Genomic DNA, 19,538 nt, shown 5'->3' with positions numbered 1-19,538 from the left:
ACCACAACGCTACGCGGGCGGCGCGCCCGCGGTGACGTAGGCCAGCGCCTCGCCGACCGTCTTGTGATGGAACACGAAACCGGCCTGCTCCAGTGCGGCCGGGATGGCGCGCTGCCCGCCGAGCAGACCCTCGTCGGCGAACTCGCCGAGCACGGCCCGCAACGCGAAGCCGGGCACGATCATCGGGGTCGGCCGGTGCAGGGCGCGACCGAGCGCGGAGGTGAACTCCCCGTTGGTGACCGGTGCCGGCCCGGTGAGATTGACCGGCCCGGCCAGCGCGGTGTGCGAGATGGCGAACAGCATCGCTCGCACCTGGTCCTCCAGGCTGATCCACGGAAAGTACTGCCGCCCATCGCCGAGCCGGGCCCCCAGGCCCAACCCGAACAGCGGACGCAGCCGGTTGAGCATGCCGCCGCTGGGTGACAGCACCAGCCCGGTGCGCAGCAGCACCACCCGCGCACCGGCCTCGGAGGCGGCCGCGGTGGCCGCCTCCCAGTCCACGCACAACTGGGCCAGGAAACCCGCGCCGTGCGGGGTGCTCTCGTCCACCACCCGGTTGCGGGTGTCGCCGTAGAAACCGACCGCGCTGGCGTTGATCAGAAGCGGCACACCGGCTTCGGCGACGGCGGCGGCCAGCACCTCGGTGGGCTCGATCCGGCTGTCGCGCAGGCTCTGCTTGAACGCGCCCGACCACCGCTTGGCGCCGACGTTGACGCCGCACAGGTTCACCACGACATCCACGCCGGCCAGCTCGCCGACATCGAACTCACCGGTGTCCGGATTCCAGAACACCTCGTCGGCGTTCGACGGACGCCGGCGCACGATGCGGATCACCCGGTGATCGGCGGTGCGCAGCGCCGTGGTCAGCGCAGAGCCGATCAGACCCGAGGATCCCGCGATGGCGACGACCATGCTCGCCACCGGCTACAAGCCCAGGTCGGCCTCGAATGCGCCCTCTTCGAGACGACGCTTGACGGTGGTGAGGAAGCGGCCGGCGTCGGCGCCGTCGATCAGGCGGTGGTCGTAGGTCAGCGGCAGGTAGGCCACCGAACGCACACCGATCGACTCGTTGCCGTTGCCGTCCACGACGACCCGCGGACGCTTGACGATCGCGCCGGTGCCCAGCATCGCCGCCTGCGGCGGGACCAGGATCGGCGTGTCGAACAGCGCGCCCTGGCTGCCGATGTTGGTGATGGTGAAGGTGCCACCGGAGAGCTCGTCGGGCTTCAGGTTGCCCGAGCGCGCGCGGGCAGCGATATCGGCGATCGCGCGGGCCAGCCCGCCGAGGGAGAGGTCACCGGCGTTGTGCACGACGGGGGAGAGCAGACCCTGCTCGGTGTCCACCGCGAAGCCGAGGTGCTCGGCGTCGTAGTAGGTGATCTCCTTGCTGTCCTCGTTGTAGCTGGCGTTCACGTTCGGGTGTGCCTTGAGCGCGTCGACGACGGCCACGGCGAAGAACGGCAGGAACGTCAGGTTGACGCCCTCACGCTCGGCGAAGCTGGCCTTGGCCTTGGCCCGCAGTGCCACGATCTTGGTCAGGTCGACCTCGTGGGTCTGGGTCAGCTGGGCCGTGGTCTGCAGGCTCTCGCGGGTCTTCTTCGCGGTGATCTGCCGGATCCGGTTGGCCTTCTGGGTGGTGCCGCGCAGGTGCGCCAGCGCGGGAGCGGCGRCGGGCTTCGACGGGGCAGCGGCCGCGGGCGCGGAAGCAGCAGGAGCGGCGGCGGCGGGCGCCTTCTTGGCGTCGGCCGCGGCGAGCACATCCTGCTTGCGGATGCGTCCACCGACACCGGTGCCCTTCACCGAGTTGAGGTCGACACCGTTCTCGGTGGCCAGCTTGCGTACCAGCGGCGTGACGTAGGGGGAACCGTCACCGGCGGGTGCGCTCTCGGCGGCCGGGGCTGCCGCGGGCTTGGGTTCCGGCTTCGGCTCGGGCTTGGGCTCGGCCTTCGGTTCGGGCTTGGGTTCCGGCTTGGACTCGGCCTTCGGCTCGGGCTTGGGCTCTTCCTTCGGCTCTTCCTTGGGGGCCGGCTCCGGCTCGGGCTCGCTTGCCGGCGCGGCGTCGGCCGAACCGATCTTGGCGAGCTCACCACCGACCGGGACGACGTCGTCTTCCTCGGCGGTGATCGAGAGCAGCGTGCCGGCGACCRGCGACGGGATCTCGGTGTCGACCTTGTCGGTGGACACCTCGACCAGCGGCTCGTCGACGGCGACCTCGTCGCCGACCTTCTTCAGCCAGCGGGTGACGGTGCCCTCGGTGACGGACTCACCGAGTTCGGGCATGGTGATCGAGGTGGCATCGCCGCCACCGGAGGCGGCAGGCTTGGCGGGCTCGGGCTCGGCCTCTTCGGCGGGCGCCTCTTCTTCGGCGGCAGGCTCCGGCTCGGCCGCGGGCTCGGGCTCGGGCTCGGGCTCGGGCTCGGCTTCTTCGGCGGGGGCGGAGTCGCCGGAGTCGACCGACTCGCCCTCCTCGCCGATCAGCGCGAGATCGCCACCGACCTCGACGACGTCATCCTCGGCCGCGATGATCTTGGTGAGCACACCGGCGATGGGCGACGGGATCTCGGTGTCGACCTTGTCGGTACTGACCTCAAGCAGGGGTTCGTCGACGGCGACGGTGTCGCCCTCCTGCTTAAGCCATCGCGTGACGGTCCCCTCGGTGACGCTCTCACCGAGTGCGGGCATCTGGACGGAGATTGCCATGGGTTTTGACTCCTCGAAAGTCATCGTCACGTGTCGTATGAAATGCCCTTCTATCCTGTCACGTCCGTCGCGCGCGGTCGTCGCGGACCGTCGAGTCGATGCTCTGGCACCATCGAAGAAGGCGTCCGAGAGGAGTAACCCCAGTTGGGACTGTTCGACAGGTGGCGGCGTCCGCGCAGCGGATCGCGAGCACAGACCCGAAAACAAGCTTCTGCCGACTTGGCGTACCTCCGCGACTGGGTTGCCACGCACACCGGGGTGGAGGCCTTCGTGGAACCTCAGACCGTCGTCACCGAGGTCACCGTCGTACTGGTGGCCGCCGACGGGGAATGGACCAGGCGGCGCACCGGCGGGGACGCCGGGGCACACCGATTGAGCAAGCAACTCGACATCCCGGTCTACGACGTGCAGAAAGTGGGCTACCCGCAGCGCATGCGCGATTACGATGCGCGTCGCCGCATCGAGCGCGACCGTGCGATGCGCAAAGACCTCGAAAGGTAGCCATGACCGACACCACCGAACGGTTCGTCGACAGTGCCGACGGGACCCGCATCGCGGTCTTCGAACAGGGCAACCCCGACGGCCCGACGGTGGTGCTGGTGCACGGCTGGCCGGACTCCCACGTGCTGTGGGACAGCGTGGTGCCGTTGCTTTCCGAACGCTTCCGGGTGATCCGCTACGACAACCGAGGTACCGGGAAATCGACGGCGCCCAAACATCATTCGCGCTACACCATGGCCCGTTTCGCCGACGATTTCGCCGCGGTGACAGCGGCGGTCAACCCGGGTGCGCCGGTGCACGTGCTGGCGCACGACTGGGGTTCGGTCGGGGTATGGGAGTACCTGGCGCGCCCCGGTGCGGCCGACGTGGTGGCGTCGTTCACCTCGGTCTCCGGCCCCAGCAGCGACCACATCAACCGCTTCATCGTCGATGGACTCAAACGGCCCTACCGGCTGCGCCGATTCGTGCACGGGCTCGGTCAACTCGCCCGGTTGTCCTACATGGGTGCGTTCTCCACACCGGTGCTGGCGCCCGCGGCCGTCCGGATCGCGTTCGCGCGCGGCGGTATGCGGCGGCGGCTGCTCAAGGACGGCATCGCGCCCGAGGCCATCCACCATTCCGAGTCGTTCGTCGGTGATGCGGTCAACGGCGTCAAGGTGTACCGGGCCAACTTCTTCCACGGTCTGCGGCACGCTCGCCCCGACCATCGCGTCGACGTCCCGGTTCAGCTGATCGTGAACACCAGGGACCCCTACGTCCGGCCCTACGCCTACGCCGACATCCCGAACTGGGTGCCCCGGCTGTGGCGCCGGGACCTGGTCGCCGGGCACTGGGCGCCGATGTCGCATCCGGGCCCGCTGGCCCGGGCCGTCACCGAATTCGTCGACCACCTCGGCGGCGCCCCGGCCGGGCGCGAGCTCGCGCGGGCCGAGGTCGGCGTCGAGCGTGCGCCGTTCGGCGATCAGCTGGTGTCGGTGACCGGCGCCGGCAGCGGTATCGGGCACGCCACCGCCCTGGCCTTCGCCGCCCTGGGCGCCGAAATCGTGGTGAGCGACATCAGTGAGGGTGCCGCGGCCGCGACGGTCGCCGAAATCACCGCCGGCGGCGGGACCGCCCACGCCTACCGGCTCGACGTGGCCGACGCCGAGGCCGTCAACAGGTTCGCCGAGCAGGTCTGCACCGCGCACGGGGTGCCCGATGTGCTGGTGAACAACGCCGGTGTCGGGCATGCCGGGCTGTTCCTGGACACCCCGGCCGACCAGTACGACCGGGTGCTGGACATCAACTTCGGCGGAGTCGTCAACTGCTGTAGGGCCTTCGGGACGCGGATGGTCGAACGCGGCACCGGCGGGCACATCGTCAACGTGGCGTCGATGGCCGCGTACTCGCCGACCCAGGTGATGAACGCCTATGCGACCAGCAAGGCCGCGGTGTTCATGTTCTCCGACTGCCTGCGTGCCGAGCTGGATCCGGCCGGGATCGGGCTCACGACGGTATGCCCGGGCGTCATCGACACAAACATCATCGACGGCACCCGCTTCGATGTGCCCACCCACAAGCAGGCCGGGGTGGAACCGCTACGGGCACAGATCAAGAAGGGTTTCGCCCTGCGCCGCTACGGACCCGAGAAGGTGGCCAAGGCCATCGTGTCGGCGGTGCAGAAGAACAAGCCCATCCGTCCGGTGACCCCGGAGGCCTACCTGGTCTACGGGGTGGCGCATGCGCTGCCGCAGGTGATGCGCAGCACCGCGCGCACCAACCTGGGCTAGCCGTTCGCGGCGATGTCCTCGAGGACCGCGAACATGGTCCGGGTCGGCACACCGGTGCCGCCCTTGGGGGTGTAACCCCACGGCCCGCCGGTGTTGTATGCGGGGGCGGCGATGTCGATATGCGCCCACTGCACGTCATCGGCGACGAACTCGCGCAGGTACACCCCGGCGACGAGCATGCCGGCGAAGCGCGAGGAACTGACATTGGCCAGATCGGCGACCGTCGACTTCAGGTCGTCCTTCAGTTCCTCGGGCAGCGGCATCGCCCAGCCGTTCTCGCCGACCGACTGCGACAGGGTGGCCACCCGGTCGCGGAACTCGTCGCTGCCCATCACGCCCGGGGTGCGCGAGCCCAGCGCCACGGTCTGCGCACCGGTCAGCGTCGAGGTCTCGATGAGGTAGTCGGGGTCGTCCTCGCAGGCCCGCACGATCGCGTCGGCCAGGATGAGGCGGCCCTCGGCGTCGGTGTTGAGCACCTCGACGGTGATCCCGCCGTACTGGGTCAGCACATCGCCGGGCCGCTGCGCGGTGGAGGAAGGCATGTTCTCGGCCATCGGCACGGTGGCGATGACGTCGATGGGCAGCTTCTGCTTGGCGGCCAGCACCACCGTGGCGATGACGGCGGCCGCGCCACCCATGTCGGAGGTCATGTGGTGCATGTTGGCGGCGGGCTTGATGGAGATGCCGCCGGTGTCGAAGGTGATGCCCTTGCCGACCAGCGCGACCCGCTTGCCGCCCCGCTTGGCGCCCTTGTAGGTCAGCCGCACCAGCCGCGGGAGCCGGGACGAGCCCTGGCCCACGCCGACGATGCCGCCGTAACCGGCCTTGATCAGTGCCTTGTCATCGAGCACCTCGACCACCAGGCCGACCGATTCGCCCAATGCCTTTGCCTGCTTGGCGAACTCGGCCGGGAACAGGTGGCTGGGCGGGGTGTTCACGAAATTGCGGGCGGTCGCGACGGCGGAGGCCACGTCGACGGCACGGGCGGCTGCCGCCTTGGTGGCGGCCTTCGCGTCGGCTGCCAGCGCGACGATCTTGGTCAGGCCCTTGTCCTTGGGCGCGGTCTTGTCGCTGCGGAAGTCGGTGAACCGGTAGCCCCCGAGGATCAGCCCCTCGATGGCGGCTTCCAGGTCCAGGGTGGACAGCGCGGTGACGACGGTGCCGACCTTGTCCAGCGAGCGCGCCGCGGCACCCGCGGCACGGCGGATCGTGTCGGCCGGCCATTCGTCGGCCGCATCGCCCAGACCGACGGTCAGCACGCTGGCCACCGGCAGGGCATCGACCACCAGTCGGTGCAGTTGACCCTCGCCGCCGGTCCCATTGAGCGCCTGCACACCGGACTCGATCGCCGCGATGGCGTCGGCATTCAGCACGCCAGCGACGCCCAGGACGGTCGGACCGGCATCGCCGGTGACCACCGGTACGACGAGCACGGCGTCGCCGATCCCCCTGCCGGGCAGGGACGAGCTGACGGTGACGGTGGGGGCCTGGTATCCGGGTGCGCTGCTCATCCGACCAACCCTAATCAGATCAACGCGTATGCGTTGACCGGCTCGTCGAACCCCTTCAGCCGTAGCGGTGCCGCGGCGGCGGTCGCACGGCCGGGCGACAGTTCGTGGACGGACTCCGAGACCAGGATCTGCCCCGGCGTCGCGGCGGCCACCAGCCGGGCCGCGCGGTTCACCGGATTGCCGAAGTAATCCCCGCCGAAGGTCAGCACCGTGCCGTAGTCCAGCCCGGCCCGGATCAGCAGACCGGTTTCGGCCGCGCGCGGATGCCCGACGATGTCCTCGGCGACCCGCACCAGCTGCTCGGGTGTCGGTGCCACCCACATCACCTCATCGCCGATGAACTTGACCAGCCGGCCGCCGAGGGAATGGATGACATCGGCTGCGGCGGCGCTGAATTCGTTGAGCAGGGCCGTCAGTTCGGGGATGCTCAGCGTCCGGGTCAGCGACGTGAAACCGGACAGGTCGGCGAATCCGACGCCGCACACCACCGTCGCGGGATCCTCGCGGGCCACCTGCTCGAAGTACATCCGGGTGGTCCGCAGGTGATGGCGGTGCACGGCGTCCATCAGCGCGCCGAGGCGTGGCACGAACTCGGCGGCGACCCGGTAGGCCCTGGCGGTGCGGAACTCGTCGTGGGACTGCTCGATCTGGATGTCCGGGGTGTTCGCGCGGATCATCGAGGCGACCGCCTCCGAGAGCCGCGCCATCCCGGATCCCACCACCCGCAACAGGGCGGTGGCCGCCTCATCGCCGAGCGGCCCGCGCATGTCGGCCCAGGTGGCCAAACCGTCCACATCGGCCTGGCTGAGCACGAACTCGTCGGGCCCGGCGACGGTGAGACCGAGCGCCGCCCAGGCCCGCCCGACCTCGGCGACCGGGAGTCCCAGGGCGTGCGCCGCGGTGGTCAGGCTGTGAATCGGCGGTCCGGTCAGCTGGACGGCGTCACCGGCGAGCCCGAACAGCCGTCCGCGCTGTTCGGCGTCGACCATCTCCTCGGCGCTGAAGCCGAGCCCGGCCAGGTATTCGATCAGGGCCGCCCGGCCGTGCGCATCGGCGATCCCGGCGGCCTGCAGCGCGTCGAAGTCCACCACCGGGTCAGTGTGACAGCACTGGTAGCACCATTAGGGTGAGTTCGTGAGTGACAACCTGCTGCACGGCCCGCTGGAAGATCAACACCGCGCACTGGGCGCCACCTTCGCCGAATTCGGTGGCTGGCTGATGCCGGTGTCGTACGCGGGCACGGTCGCCGAGCACACCGCCACCCGCAACACCGTCGGCCTGTTCGACGTGAGTCACCTGGGTAAGGCCCTGGTGAAGGGCCCGGGTGCGGCCGCCTATGTCAACAGCGCGCTCACCAACGACCTCAACCGCATCGGACCGGGCAAGGCGCAGTACACGTTGTGCTGCAACGAATCCGGTGGGGTGATCGACGACCTGATCGCCTACTACGTGTCCGACGACGAGATCTTCCTGGTGCCCAACGCCGCCAACACGGCCGCCGTCGTCGCCGAATTGCAGCGCCACGCACCCGAAGACCTGACCATCACCGATGAGCACCGCTCCTATGCGGTGCTGGCGGTGCAGGGGCCCAAGGCGGCCGAGATCGTCGCCGGGCTGGGGCTGCCCACCACGATGGACTACATGGGATACGCCGACGGTGAAGTGGCCGGGGTGCCCACCCGGGTGTGCCGCACCGGCTACACCGGTGAACACGGATTCGAGCTGCTGCCGGAATGGGATCGCGCCGGCGCGGTGTTCGACGTCCTGGTCGAGGCCGTGCGCGCGGCGGGCGGCGAGCCGGCCGGCCTGGGCGCCCGCGACACGCTGCGCACCGAGATGGGTTACCCCCTGCACGGCCACGAGCTGTCACTGGACATCTCGCCGCTGCAGGCCCGCACCGGTTGGGCGGTGGCCTGGAAGAAGGACGCGTTCTGGGGCCGCGACGCGTTGCTCGCCGAGAAGCAGGCCGGGCCGGTGCGGTTGCTGCGTGGACTGAAGGCGCTGGGCAGGGGAGTGCTGCGGGCGGATCTGACGGTGCTGGCCGGTGACCAACCGATCGGGGTGACCACCTCGGGAACCTTCTCTCCCACACTGAAGGTCGGCATCGCGCTGGCGCTGATCGACACCGCCGCCGGGATCGAGGACGGCGCGACCGTGACCGTCGACGTGCGCGGCCGGGCCCTGGAGTGTGAAGTGGTCAAGACCCCGTTCGTAGCCGCGAAAACTCGGTAGCGCTGCAGCGATACAATCGCGGTATGACCGACGGCCCCCTCGAATTCAAGCTTGCCCGCAACACGTCTCCGGCAAGCGATGAAGTACGAGCCGGCATCCTCGCCGACCCGGGTTTCGGCCGGTTCCACACCGACCACATGGTGTCGCTGAGCTACACCACCGCGAAGGGCTGGCACGACGCCCAGGTGCTGCCGTACGGCCCCATCGAGCTGGATCCGTCGGCGATCGTGCTGCATTACGCGCAGGAGATCTTCGAGGGCCTGAAGGCCTACCGGTGGGCCGACGGTTCCATCGTGTCGTTCCGGCCGGAGGCCAATGCCGCCCGGCTGCAGACCTCGGCGCACCGGCTGGCCATCCCCGAACTTCCCACCGAGTTGTTCCTGGAGTCGCTGCGCCAGCTCATCGCGGTCGACGAGCAGTGGGTGCCGGCCGCGGGCGGCGAGGAGTCGCTGTACCTGCGTCCCTTCGTCATCGCCACCGAGCCCGGTCTGGGCGTGCGGCCCTCCGAGGAGTACCGCTACCTGGTCATCGGCTCACCCGCCGGGGCGTACTTCAAGGGCGGCATCAAGCCGGTCAGCGTGTGGCTGTCCAACGAGTACGTGCGGGCATCCCCGGGCGGCACCGGCGCGGCGAAGTTCGGTGGCAATTACGCGGCCTCGCTGCTGGCCCAGGCGCAGGCCTCCGAGCAGGGGTGCGATCAGGTGGTGTGGCTGGACGCGATCGAGCGCCGCTATGTCGAGGAGATGGGCGGGATGAACCTGTTCTTCGTCTTCGGCAGCGGGGGATCGGCCCGCCTGGTCACCCCGGAGCTGTCCGGTTCGCTGCTGCCCGGTATCACGCGGAACTCGTTGCTGCAGTTGGCCACCGACGCCGGTTTCGCCATCGAGGAACGCAAGATCGACGTCGACGAATGGCAGAAGAAGGCGACCGCGGGCGAGATCACCGAGGTGTTCGCGTGCGGGACCGCCGCCGTCATCACCCCGGTGTCACACGTCAAGCACCGCGAGGGCGAGTTCACCATCGCCGACGGTCAGCCCGGCGAGATCACCATGGCCCTGCGCGACACCCTGACCGGGATCCAGCGCGGCACCTTCGCCGACACGCACGGCTGGATGGCCCGGCTGAACTGAGCCTTCAGGTGCCGCAGAAGGTACGGTAACCGGCGGCGAAGTCCTCCGCTGCGGGCAGGGCGTAGCGCTGCAGGCCGGGGCGCTCGGTGAACGGATCCCCGATCGCGTCCAGCAACTCGTGTGCCGGTCCGACATCACCTGCGGTCGCGGCGGCCAACGCCTCCTCGACCAGATGGTTGCGCGGGATGTAGACCGGGTTCGCCGCATCCATCGACGCGGTATCCGGGGAGTGCGCACGCCAGCGCTTCACCCAGGCCATGAAGCCGAGCGGCATGTCGCCGCGCGCCAACCCGCGGAAGAACGAGGTGTGATCCGTGCGGTGTTCCTCCAGCAGCGCGGGTAGCTCGTCGATCAGAGCGTCATCGGTGAAGCCTTCGGGCAGGCCGAGTTTGGTGCGCATCCCGGCGCGCCACGCCGCCTGGTAGCGCGGGGCGAACTCGCCGAGCGCGGTGGTGGCGAGTTCGATGGCGGTATCGGCGTCGTCGTCGATCAAGGGGAGCAGCGTCTCGGCGAACCGGGCCAGATTCCAGCCGGTGATCGCGGGCTGATTGCCGTAGGCGTAGCGGCCCCAGCTGTCGATCGAGCTGAACACCGTGGCCGGGTCGAAGGTGTCCATGAACGCGCACGGCCCGTAGTCGATGGTCTCACCGGAGATGGTGACGTTGTCGGTGTTCATCACGCCGTGGATGAACCCGACCAGCATCCAGCGGGCCACCAGTGCGGCCTGCACGGAGATCACCGCGTCGAACAACGCCAGGTACGGGTTGGCGGCGTCGGCGCAGCCGGGGTGGTGGCGGGCGATCGCGTGGTCGGCGAGCCGGCGCAACAGGTGCATGTCCCCGGTGCCCGCGGCGTACTGGAAACTGCCGACCCGCAGATGACTGGCGGCCACCCGGGCCAGCACCGCGCCGGGCAGCGGGGTCTCACGGTGCACTGTCGCACCGGTGGCCACCACCGCCAGCGCGCGGGTGGTGGGAATGCCCAGGGCGTGCATCGCCTCGCTGATCAGGTACTCGCGCACCATCGGGCCGATCGCCGCCAGACCGTCACCGCCGCGGGCCAGCGGGGTCCGCCCCGACCCCTTGAGGTGCAGGTCCCGGCCGTCGTCGAACTCGCCGAGCAGCAGCGCCCGGCCGTCACCCAGGCGCGGCTGCAGCCCGCCGAACTGATGACCGGCATAGACCTGGGCCACCGGTGTCGCCGACGCGGGCAGCGTGGTGCCGGTGAGCAGACCGATACCGGCAGGGGTGCGCAGCCAGTCCGGGTCCAGCCCCAGCTCGCGGGCCAGGGGTTCGTTGAGCAGCAGCAGAGTGGGCTGCGGCGGATTCTGCGCCTGCCAGCTGATCGCCAGCTCGGGAAGCTCGGTGGCGAAGCGGTTGCCCAGCGAGAGGGTCGAGGTGGTCATCTCTCGACGCTAGTTGATGGCCAGCCCCAGCGCCGTCAGCGTCGTCGTGACCTCGACGGATGCGCCGAGCACATCGCCGGTGATGCCACCGAACCGGCGCACGCAGTGGCCGACCAGCGCCGCACACAGGCCCAGCGTCACCAGCACCACCAGCGGACCCTGCCACGGTCGCGGGGTGGCGAAGGCGGCAGCGGCGGCCAGCAGCACGGTCCAGGCGGCCACCACCCAGACCGGCTGGGAGGCTGCCACCATCGTGCCCAGCGTGCTGCCCGGCGCCGCCGGCACCGAGCGACGACAGGTCAGCACCACCGCGACCCGGCCCGCGACTACCGCCACCACCACCGCGGCGGGCTCCAGCATGCCGAAGGTCAAGCCCTGCACCAGGATTGCGATGACGACGGCGGCGACCCCGAACGGTCCTGCGGTCCCGTCGCGCATCACGGCCAGCGCCCGCTCGGGCGGGCCGTAACAACCCAGCCCGTCCACCGTGTCCGACAGGCCGTCGATGTGCAGGCCGCGGGTGAGCAGCAGCAGCGCCGCAACCGCCAGCACGCCGGCCAGCGCCCCCGTCCCGAACAGCTGCCCGCCCGCCCAGGCCAGCGCGGCGGCCGCGGCGCCCAGCACCGCGCCGACCACCGGCAGCGCGGTCAGCGCGCCGCGCCCGAACGGTGTCGACGATCGCACCGGGAGCACCGTGCCGAACGCGAAAGCCGAAGCGAGCGAGCCCATCATCGTGGTCCGATCACGCCGGGGCGGTGGAGATGCCGGCCTGATCGAAGGTCGCCATGGCCGCCAGGGTCGCCACCGCCGCGCGCAGGACCGGCAGCGCCACCGCGGCACCGCTGCCTTCGCCCAGGCGCATCCCCAGATCGAGGATCGGCTCCAGGTCCAGGCGCTGCAGTGCCAGCGTGTGCGCCGGTTCGGTGGACCGGTGCCCGGCCCGCCACCAGGCCCGCGCGCCGGGGGCCAGTTCGTCGGCGACCAGGGCGGCGGCGGTGACGACGACACCGTCGAGCAGCACGGGTGTGCGCCGCACCGCGGCCTGGGCCAGGAAACCCGCCATCGCGGCCAGGTCGGCGCCGCCGCACACCCGCAGCAGACCGAGCGGATCGGCGACCACACTGCGGGCCCGGTACAGCGCATCGCGGATGGCCGAGGTCTTGCGGGCCCAGCCGTCGTCGTCGATGCCGGTGCCGCGCCCGACCACCGCCACGGGCTCCGATCCGGTCAGTGCGGCGATCAATGTCGTTGCGGGCGTGGTGTTCCCGATACCCATATCGCCGGCGATCAGCAGATCGGCGCCGCCGTCGACCTCCTCGTCGGCGATGGCGCGGCCGGCCTGCACGGCGGCGAGGACCTCATCGGCGGTCAGGGCGTCCTCGACGGCGATGTTGCCGCTGCTGCGGCGCACCTTGTGCGCGCCGATCACCGCGTTGGCGGGTTCGGCGTCCACCGCGATATCGGCCACCCGCACCCCGGCGCCGGCCAGCTCGGCCAGCACATTGATGGCCGCGCCGCCGGTGTCGAAGTTGGCGACCATCTGCGCGGTGACCTCGGACGGGAACGCCGAGACACCCGCGGCGGTGACGCCGTGGTCGCCGGCGAACACCACCACCCGGGCGCGACTGAACTGCTGCGGCGGGCAGACACCCTGACAGGCCGCCACCCAGACCGACAATTCCTCCAGCCGGCCCAGCGATCCGGGCGGCTTGGTCAGCGTCAGCTGGCGGGACCGGGCGGCGCGCTCGGCTTCGGGGTCCGGCGGGACCACCGCGGGGAACGCATTCACGTGCTCTCCTTCACGGCCAACGGTTGCCCGGCGATGACCAGCACCACCCGGTCACACAGCGCGGCCAGTCGCTGGTTCAACGTGCCCAGTTCATCGGCGAACAACCGGCCGGCGGCCGTTGCGGGCACCACCGTCAGCCCGACCTCCGGGCTGACCAGCGCCAGGGGGCCGGTGAACCCCTGCACCGCGCGGCACAGTGCGTCGACGTCGGCCGCGATCGAGCCACCGGTCCACGCAGCACGACGGTCCATGGCCGCGGTCAGCCAGCCGCCGATATCGTCGACCAGCGTGGGTGTCTCGGCATCGGCCTGCAATTGCGTTGCGACATCCGGGGTTTCGACGGTCGTCCAGTGCGGGGGCCGACGCTTGCGGTGCGCGTCGACACGCGCCGACCAGCTGTCGTCACCTTCGGGGGACGGTCCGGTGGCCAGGTAACGCACGGCGCCGGCCGCGGAGACGATGTTCTCCGCATGGTGCGATTTGCCCGAACGGATACCGCCGAGCACCAGCACGCGCACTCCGGTGCGAGCGGAGCGACGGGTCATGTGCTCAGACAGACTCAGACGTCGTCGCCGCGGTTGACCTGGGGACGGGGAGCGCGCATCCGGCGCAGCTGCGATGCCCGGCTGCCGGCGTAGAAGCCGAGCTTCCAGCCGGTTTCGGTGTTGTCCGGGAACCGCTCGTCGACGCGGCGGTTCACCCGACGACCCAGGATGACGCCGTCGATGGCCATCACGATCAGCAGCACCGGCATCGCGAACGACAGCGGCTGCTGCACCGCGGGGGACGGGACGGACAGGGTGACCAGGATGAGACCCAGTGCGATCGGCATGAAGAGCCCGAGCAGGTTGCGCCGCGAATCGACGAGGTCACGCGCGTACCGGCGGACCGGACCCTTGTCGCGGGGCAGCAGGTAGGCGTCCTCGCCGGCCATCATCCGCTCGCGGCGGTCGGCCATATCGGCGCGCCGGGTCACCTTCTCGGCCTTGCGCTCTTCCTTGGTGAGCTTGCGCCCACCGACCTCTTTGCGACGCTTGCGTGCCTCGGCGGTGGTCATCGGCGCGGGTGCGACCGGGCCACGCCGGCGCGAGGCCTCGCTGCGCTTGGGGGTCGGCCGGCCCTTCGGAGCGGTCGCTCGGGCGTCACCGGTTTCCACCGATGTGTCGGCGGAATTGTCATCCTCCGGGGGCGGGTTGTCCTTCTTGCGGCCGAGCAGATTCACACCGACCAGATTACTTCCCGGGCGGCGGTCACCCGTCATGCACCTCGGAAAGTGAGGCTCTACGCTGCTGGAATGACGGGCCTCGCAGTGCTGATAGCGCCGGATTGCTACGGAGACAGTCTCACTGCGGTGCAGGCCGCCGGCGCCATCGCCGAGGGCTGGCGGCAGGCGCGCGGCGATGACCGGCTGACGCTGGCCCCGCAATCCGACGGCGGACCCGGATTCGTCGACGTGCTGGCCAGCAGGCTCGGCGGGCTGCAGACCGCCACCGTCAGCGGCCCGCTGGAGGCCAGGGTGACCGCGCAGTGGGTGTTGCACGGCCGGACCGCCTACATCGAGTGCGCGCAGGCGTGCGGGCTCACGCTGCTCGGGGGGCCGCCGACGGTGCACACCGCGGTCGCGGCGCACAGCGGGGGAGTCGGCGAGCTGATCGCCGCCGCGGTGGATGCCGGGGCGCGGCACATCGTGGTCGGCCTGGGCGGCAGTTCCTGTACCGACGGTGGACGCGGCCTGGTGGACGCCCTGGGCGGACTGGAGGCGGGGCGGGCTCTTCTGTCCGGGATCGAGCTGATCGCCGCCAGTGATGTCGAGCACCCGCTGCTGGGGCCGATGGGCGCGGCCGCGGTCTTCGGGCCGCAGAAGGGGGCCGACCCGGTCACCGTGGACCTGCTCGAAGCCCGGCTGGCCGAATGGGCGGCCGAACTCGGTGACGACATCGCCGACCAGCCCGGCGCCGGTGCCGCCGGTGGGATCGGCGCGGCCCTGCTGGCGCTGGGCGGGCGCCGTGAACCGGGCGCCGCCGTCATCGCCGAGCACACCGATCTGGCCGCCGACGTGGCCGGTGCGGACCTCATCATCACCGGTGAGGGCCGTTTCGATGATCAGTCGTTGCACGGCAAGGTGGTCAGCGCGCTGGCCGGCGGGGCGCGTGGTCGCGGGACCCCGGTGCTGGTGCTGGCCGGGCAGGTCACGCTGGCGCCGACCGCGCTCGCGCCGGCGGGAATCGCCGCGGCCTACTCGATCACCGACTTCGCCGGGTCCGTGCAGCGGGCGATGGATGATGCCGAGGCCCAACTGCGGGGGTTGTCCCGGCGCACCGCCGCCGGTTGGGACATGGGATGACATCCGGGGCGAGCGCAGCGACGGGGAATGGCACAGCTCGGGAATAGCGCGCGAACAAGGTACCGTTGAACACAGCGCGAATGCATGCACTGGCTCTTCCAGGTATTTCAGGAGAATGCGATGACTATTCAGGACGACACCACCACCGAGACCCACGGTGCGGTGCTGACCGACGCGGCCGCAAGCAAGGCCAAGGCACTCCTCGACCAGGAGGGTCGCGATGACCTGGCGCTGCGTATCGCCGTGCAGCCGGGTGGCTGCGCCGGCCTGCGCTACAACCTGTTCTTCGACGACCGCACCCTCGACGGCGACCTGACCTCCGATTTCGGTGGCGTGGCGCTGACCGTCGACCGGATGAGCGCGCCCTACATCCAGGGCGCCACCATCGACTTCGTCGACACCATCGAGAAGCAGGGCTTCACGATCGACAACCCGAACGCCACCGGCTCCTGCGCCTGCGGCGATTCGTTCAACTGACCTACCCGGCTCAGCTGCTGCGCTGCACGTAGGAGCAGACGAGGATCTCGTCGTCTGACTGCAGCAGCTGGGCCACCACCTGTATCTCGCTGCCGGCATCGGCCGATCCGCGGCCGCTTCCGGGCGCCACCACCGTCATGGTGAACAACGCCTGGGCCTGATTCGTCGACCACGGCACCACCTTGTCCACCGAGGTCACCTCGACCTCGGTGAACTGCTTGCGGAACGCATCCGAGCTCAGGTCGGCCAGCGCCAGATCCGAATTGCGGTCGGTGACCGCGTCGTACAGCCCGCACAGGGCGTGCCGGGCGATGGCCTGGTCGTCACCGTCGGTCAGCGCGTCCAGGAAACCCTGGATGGCCGGCCGCACATTCTCGGTGTTCATCGCCACCGGAGCTTCGTCGTCCCCGCCGGAGGACACCAGCACCCCGCCGACGACGGCCGCGACGACCACCACCGCAGCACCGACAGCCGCGATCGGCTTCCATGGTGCGCGTTTCGGATACTGCACCGGCGGCGGCAGCGTGCCGGGGTACGCGCCGGGAAACGGCGGAAACCCTTGTGGGGGAGTGGATTCGGGATACGGCACGGGACCGGACATCGGTGCTTTCTCAGGTGTTGGGGCGTGCGGCGGACTCGCATGCAGGCTAGCGCACGCCGGTCACGGCCCCCTTGGACCGAAGCACCGGCAGCCGCGCGTCTGTAGTGTTCGCCTAGCTATGTACATGAACTGAAGGGCTGTATTCGTGACCATCGCCGTGACCGGCTCCATTGCGACCGACCATCTGATGAAGTTTCCCGGCAAGTTCTCCGAGCAGCTGCTGCCGGAACACCTGCAGAAGGTGTCGCTGAGCTTCCTGGTCGATGACCTCGTCATCCACCGCGGCGGCGTCGCGGGCAACATGGCCTTCGCCATCGGTGTGCTCGGCGGCGATGCCGCACTCATCGGCGCGGTCGGCAAGGATTTCGACGACTACCGGGGCTGGTTGACCGATCACGGCGTCAACACCGACAACGTGCTCGTCTCGGAGAGCGCCTACACCGCGCGCTTCGTCTGCACCACCGACGAGGCGATGGCCCAGATCGCGTCGTTCTACCCCGGCGCCATGTCCGAGGCCCGCAACATCGATCTCGCCGAGGTCGTGAAGCGCAGCGGCACACCGGAACTGGTGATCGTCGGCGCCAATGATCCCGACGCGATGTTCCGCCACACCGAGGAATGCCGCGCCCTGGGCCTGGCATTCGCCGCGGACCCGTCCCAGCAGCTGGCCCGGCTCGACGGTGAGCAGATCCGCAGCCTGATCGAGGGCGCGACCTACCTGTTCACCAACGACTACGAATGGGACCTGCTGCTGCAGAAGTCCGGTCTGTCCGAAGCGCAGGTCATGAGCCAGATCACGCTGCGTGTCACCACGCTGGGCGAGAAGGGCGTCGACATCGTCGGCAGCGACGGCACGTTCGTGCACGTCGGCATCGTCCCGGAGACCCATCAGGCGGACCCGACCGGGATCGGCGACGCCTTCCGCGCCGGATTCCTCACCGGCCGCGCCGCCGGCCTCAGCCTGGAGCGGTCCGCCCAGCTGGCCTCGATGGTCGCCACCCTGGTGCTGGAGGCCACCGGCCCACAGGAATGGAGCTGGGACCGCGATGCCGCCGTCAAGCGGCTGACCGACGCCTACGGCGCGGAGGCCGGCGCGGACATCGGCGCCGCGATCTAGGCCTAGATCTGCACCGGGTAGGTCGGTTCGCTGATCTGCGGTGTCACGCTGCCCTCGATGAAGATGGCGTGCCACAGCATGAAGATCAGCACCGTCCACAACCGGCGGCTGTGATCGCTCACGCCGTCCCGGTGCTCGTCGAGCATGGTGCGCACCGCGTTCAGGTCGATGAGGTCGCCGGTCGCCGACGCCGCGACCGTCGCGTGGGCCCAGTCGAGCAGCTCGCCGGCCTTGAGCCAGTGCCGGATGGGCACCGGGAAACCGAGCTTGGGCCGGTTGAGCACATGCGCGGGCACGATCGGTTCCAGCGCGCGGCGCAGCGCGTACTTGGTGGTGGTGCGGGTGATCTTCTGGTCATAGGGCAGCCGTGAGGCCACCGCGAACACCTCGGGATCCAGGAACGGCACCCGCAGCTCCAGCGAGTTGGCCATCGTCATCTTGTCGGCCTTGACCAGGATGTCGCCGCGCAGCCAGGTGAACAGGTCCACGTGTTGCATGCGGGCCACCGGATCCCAGCCCTCCGACGTGGCGTACAGCGGCGCGGTGACATCGGTGTGCGTCCAGTCYGGGCGGAACCCGGGCAGTACCGCCCGCAGCTGCGCATCGGAGAAGCTGCGGGCGTTGCCGTAGTAGCGCTCCTGCAGTGTCAGCGATCCGCGATGCAGCAGGCTCTTGCCGCGCATCCCGTCCGGCAGCGGCTGCGACGCCTTGCCCAGCGAACGTCGCACCGGCCTGGGCAGGTAGTCGAACGCCTTCAGCGACAACGGTTCCCGGTAGATGGTGTAGCCGCCGAAGAGTTCGTCGGCGCCCTCCCCGGAGAGCACCACCTTGACGTGCTTGCGGGCCTCGCGGGCGATGAAGAACAGCGGCACCAGGGCGGGGTCGGCGACCGGCTCGTCGAGATACCAGACGATCTCGGGGAGTGCCGCGACGAACTCGGCCTGGCTGACCACCTTGGTGACATGGCGCGCGCCGATCGCCTTCGCCGACTCCACGGCGACGTCGACCTCGGAGAAGCCTTCCCGCTCGAAGCCCGTCGTGAAGGTGATGAGGCGCGGGTTGTGCCGCATCGCCAGCGCGGCGATGGCCGTGGAATCGATACCGCCGGACAGGAACGCGCCCACGGTGACATCGGCGCGCATGTGCTTGGCGACGGAGTCCTCCAACACCGCGGTGATCTCGTCGTAGCGGGCCTGCTCGCCGCCCGCTTTGAAGGGAACAGCGGTGAACTTCGGTTCGAAGTAACGCGTCACCACCGGTGGCTGTCCCGGGCGGATGCGGGCATAACTGCCCGATTCCAGCCGACGGATGCCGCGTTGCAGGGTTTCGGGCTCGGGCACGTACTGCAGCACGGTGTAGTGCTGCACGGCGCGCTCGTCGATGGCCAGGTCGATGCCGGCCGTGGCGGCCAGGTCCAGGATGCACTTCTTCTCGCTGCCGACCACGGTGCCGCCCGGGCCGGTGGCCAGATAGAGCGGTTTGATGCCGAACGGGTCCCGCGCACACAGCAACTCACCGGTCTGGGTGTCCCACAGCGCGAAGGCGAACATGCCACGCAGCCGGGTCAGGACGTCGGTGCCCAAGTGATGGAAGCCCGCGACGATCGCCTCGCCGTCCCCGTCGGTGTGGAACACCGCACCGTGCTCGGAACGCAGGGCATCGCGCAGTTCCAGGTAGTTGTAGATCTCCCCGTTGAACACCAGCGCGTAGCGCTCCGGCGCCTCCGGCGGGCCCCAGCGCAGCGGCTGATGGCTGTGCGCGATATCGATGATCGACAGCCGGTTGAAACCGAGCACGATATCGCCATCGGACCAGGTCCCAGGCTCGTCAGGGCCTCGATGACGCATCAGATGGGAGGCTCCCGATACCGCTTCGACCAACGCAGGGGAGGTCTCGACGGACGGGTCGGTCAGATACGCCAGCAGTCCGCACACCGGGCCAGTATGCCGAATCGTCCGGTCG

General features: G+C 69.9%; 18 protein-coding genes. 7 read left to right on the top strand and 11 right to left on the bottom strand.

The window, feature by feature from the left end; translation table 11 throughout:
- Positions 1–9: 9 nt before the first annotated feature.
- Positions 10–912 (bottom strand): TIGR01777 family oxidoreductase, encoded by a 903-nt coding sequence (locus AC1DTF_RS04670; RefSeq protein ID WP_057166685.1) that lies wholly within the window; start codon positions 910–912, stop codon positions 10–12.
- Between the two features lie 12 nt (positions 913–924).
- Positions 925–2,700 (bottom strand): 2-oxoglutarate dehydrogenase, E2 component, dihydrolipoamide succinyltransferase, encoded by a 1,776-nt coding sequence (sucB, locus tag AC1DTF_RS04665; RefSeq protein WP_477473221.1) that lies wholly within the window; start codon positions 2,698–2,700, stop codon positions 925–927.
- A gap of 144 nt (positions 2,701–2,844) precedes the next feature.
- Here sucB and AC1DTF_RS04660 point away from each other — a divergent pair, with 144 nt between their 5' ends.
- Positions 2,845–3,201, top strand: coding sequence for a hypothetical protein (locus AC1DTF_RS04660; RefSeq protein WP_057166683.1), 357 nt, complete (start codon positions 2,845–2,847; stop codon positions 3,199–3,201).
- Positions 3,202–3,203: 2 nt separating this feature from the next.
- Positions 3,204–4,970 (top strand): SDR family oxidoreductase, encoded by a 1,767-nt coding sequence (locus AC1DTF_RS04655; RefSeq protein WP_477473220.1) that lies wholly within the window; start codon positions 3,204–3,206, stop codon positions 4,968–4,970.
- Here the strand turns inward: AC1DTF_RS04655 and AC1DTF_RS04650 are convergent.
- On the bottom strand, positions 4,967–6,481 hold the full coding sequence (locus AC1DTF_RS04650; RefSeq protein ID WP_477473219.1) for a leucyl aminopeptidase: 1,515 nt from the start codon (positions 6,479–6,481) through the stop codon (positions 4,967–4,969). The genes AC1DTF_RS04655 and AC1DTF_RS04650 overlap by 4 nt on opposite strands.
- A gap of 14 nt (positions 6,482–6,495) precedes the next feature.
- Positions 6,496–7,572, bottom strand: a complete 1,077-nt coding sequence (locus AC1DTF_RS04645; protein ID WP_057166680.1) for an adenylate/guanylate cyclase domain-containing protein — start codon at positions 7,570–7,572, stop codon at positions 6,496–6,498.
- 43 nt (positions 7,573–7,615) lie between these two features.
- On the opposite strand from AC1DTF_RS04645, the gene gcvT reads away from it, so the two are divergent.
- Both gcvT and AC1DTF_RS04635 read left to right on the top strand, forming a co-directional pair.
- The gene (gene gcvT, locus AC1DTF_RS04640; RefSeq protein WP_477473218.1) at positions 7,616–8,713 is read left to right on the top strand and encodes a glycine cleavage system aminomethyltransferase GcvT; all 1,098 of its coding nucleotides are present in this window, start codon (positions 7,616–7,618) and stop codon (positions 8,711–8,713) included.
- 23 nt (positions 8,714–8,736) lie between these two features.
- Positions 8,737–9,843 (top strand): branched-chain amino acid aminotransferase, encoded by a 1,107-nt coding sequence (locus AC1DTF_RS04635; protein ID WP_057166678.1) that lies wholly within the window; start codon positions 8,737–8,739, stop codon positions 9,841–9,843.
- A gap of 4 nt (positions 9,844–9,847) precedes the next feature.
- Here AC1DTF_RS04635 and AC1DTF_RS04630 read toward each other — a convergent pair whose 3' ends face one another.
- Genes AC1DTF_RS04630 through AC1DTF_RS04610 form a run of 5 tightly spaced genes read right to left on the bottom strand, consistent with a single transcriptional unit; the run spans position 9,848 to position 14,259 of the window.
- Complete coding sequence (locus AC1DTF_RS04630) at positions 9,848–11,248, bottom strand: protein adenylyltransferase SelO (RefSeq protein WP_477473217.1); 1,401 nt, start codon at positions 11,246–11,248, stop codon at positions 9,848–9,850.
- 9 nt (positions 11,249–11,257) lie between these two features.
- On the bottom strand, positions 11,258–11,980 hold the full coding sequence (locus AC1DTF_RS04625; RefSeq protein WP_477473216.1) for an adenosylcobinamide-GDP ribazoletransferase: 723 nt from the start codon (positions 11,978–11,980) through the stop codon (positions 11,258–11,260).
- Between the two features lie 10 nt (positions 11,981–11,990).
- Complete coding sequence (cobT, locus tag AC1DTF_RS04620) at positions 11,991–13,037, bottom strand: nicotinate-nucleotide--dimethylbenzimidazole phosphoribosyltransferase (protein ID WP_477473215.1); 1,047 nt, start codon at positions 13,035–13,037, stop codon at positions 11,991–11,993.
- A complete protein-coding gene (locus tag AC1DTF_RS04615) occupies positions 13,034–13,555 on the bottom strand; it encodes a bifunctional adenosylcobinamide kinase/adenosylcobinamide-phosphate guanylyltransferase (protein ID WP_477473268.1) in 522 nt (173 codons plus the stop codon). The genes cobT and AC1DTF_RS04615 overlap by 4 nt, the downstream gene beginning before the upstream one ends.
- A gap of 41 nt (positions 13,556–13,596) precedes the next feature.
- A complete protein-coding gene (locus AC1DTF_RS04610; RefSeq protein ID WP_477473214.1) occupies positions 13,597–14,259 on the bottom strand; it encodes a DUF3043 domain-containing protein in 663 nt (220 codons plus the stop codon).
- A gap of 72 nt (positions 14,260–14,331) precedes the next feature.
- On the opposite strand from AC1DTF_RS04610, the gene AC1DTF_RS04605 reads away from it, so the two are divergent.
- Both AC1DTF_RS04605 and AC1DTF_RS04600 read left to right on the top strand, forming a co-directional pair.
- Positions 14,332–15,381, top strand: coding sequence for a glycerate kinase family protein (locus AC1DTF_RS04605; RefSeq protein ID WP_477473213.1), 1,050 nt, complete (start codon positions 14,332–14,334; stop codon positions 15,379–15,381).
- 120 nt (positions 15,382–15,501) lie between these two features.
- Positions 15,502–15,858, top strand: a complete 357-nt coding sequence (locus tag AC1DTF_RS04600) for a HesB/IscA family protein (protein WP_057166702.1) — start codon at positions 15,502–15,504, stop codon at positions 15,856–15,858.
- A 10-nt stretch (positions 15,859–15,868) separates the two neighbouring features.
- On the opposite strand, the gene AC1DTF_RS04595 is transcribed toward AC1DTF_RS04600, so the two are convergent.
- Positions 15,869–16,459, bottom strand: a complete 591-nt coding sequence (locus AC1DTF_RS04595) for an Rv0361 family membrane protein (RefSeq protein WP_477473212.1) — start codon at positions 16,457–16,459, stop codon at positions 15,869–15,871.
- Between the two features lie 145 nt (positions 16,460–16,604).
- Here AC1DTF_RS04595 and AC1DTF_RS04590 point away from each other — a divergent pair, with 145 nt between their 5' ends.
- On the top strand, positions 16,605–17,576 hold the full coding sequence (locus AC1DTF_RS04590) for a carbohydrate kinase family protein (protein ID WP_477473211.1): 972 nt from the start codon (positions 16,605–16,607) through the stop codon (positions 17,574–17,576).
- A gap of 2 nt (positions 17,577–17,578) precedes the next feature.
- Here the strand turns inward: AC1DTF_RS04590 and asnB are convergent, their stop codons facing one another.
- The gene (asnB, locus tag AC1DTF_RS04585) at positions 17,579–19,510 is read right to left on the bottom strand and encodes an asparagine synthase (glutamine-hydrolyzing) (RefSeq protein WP_477473210.1); all 1,932 of its coding nucleotides are present in this window, start codon (positions 19,508–19,510) and stop codon (positions 17,579–17,581) included.
- Positions 19,511–19,538 lie beyond the last annotated feature (28 nt).

This window comes from Mycobacterium sp. P4_H6, assembly GCF_056400845.1.
This window is presented reverse-complemented; position numbering and strand designations above follow the sequence as displayed.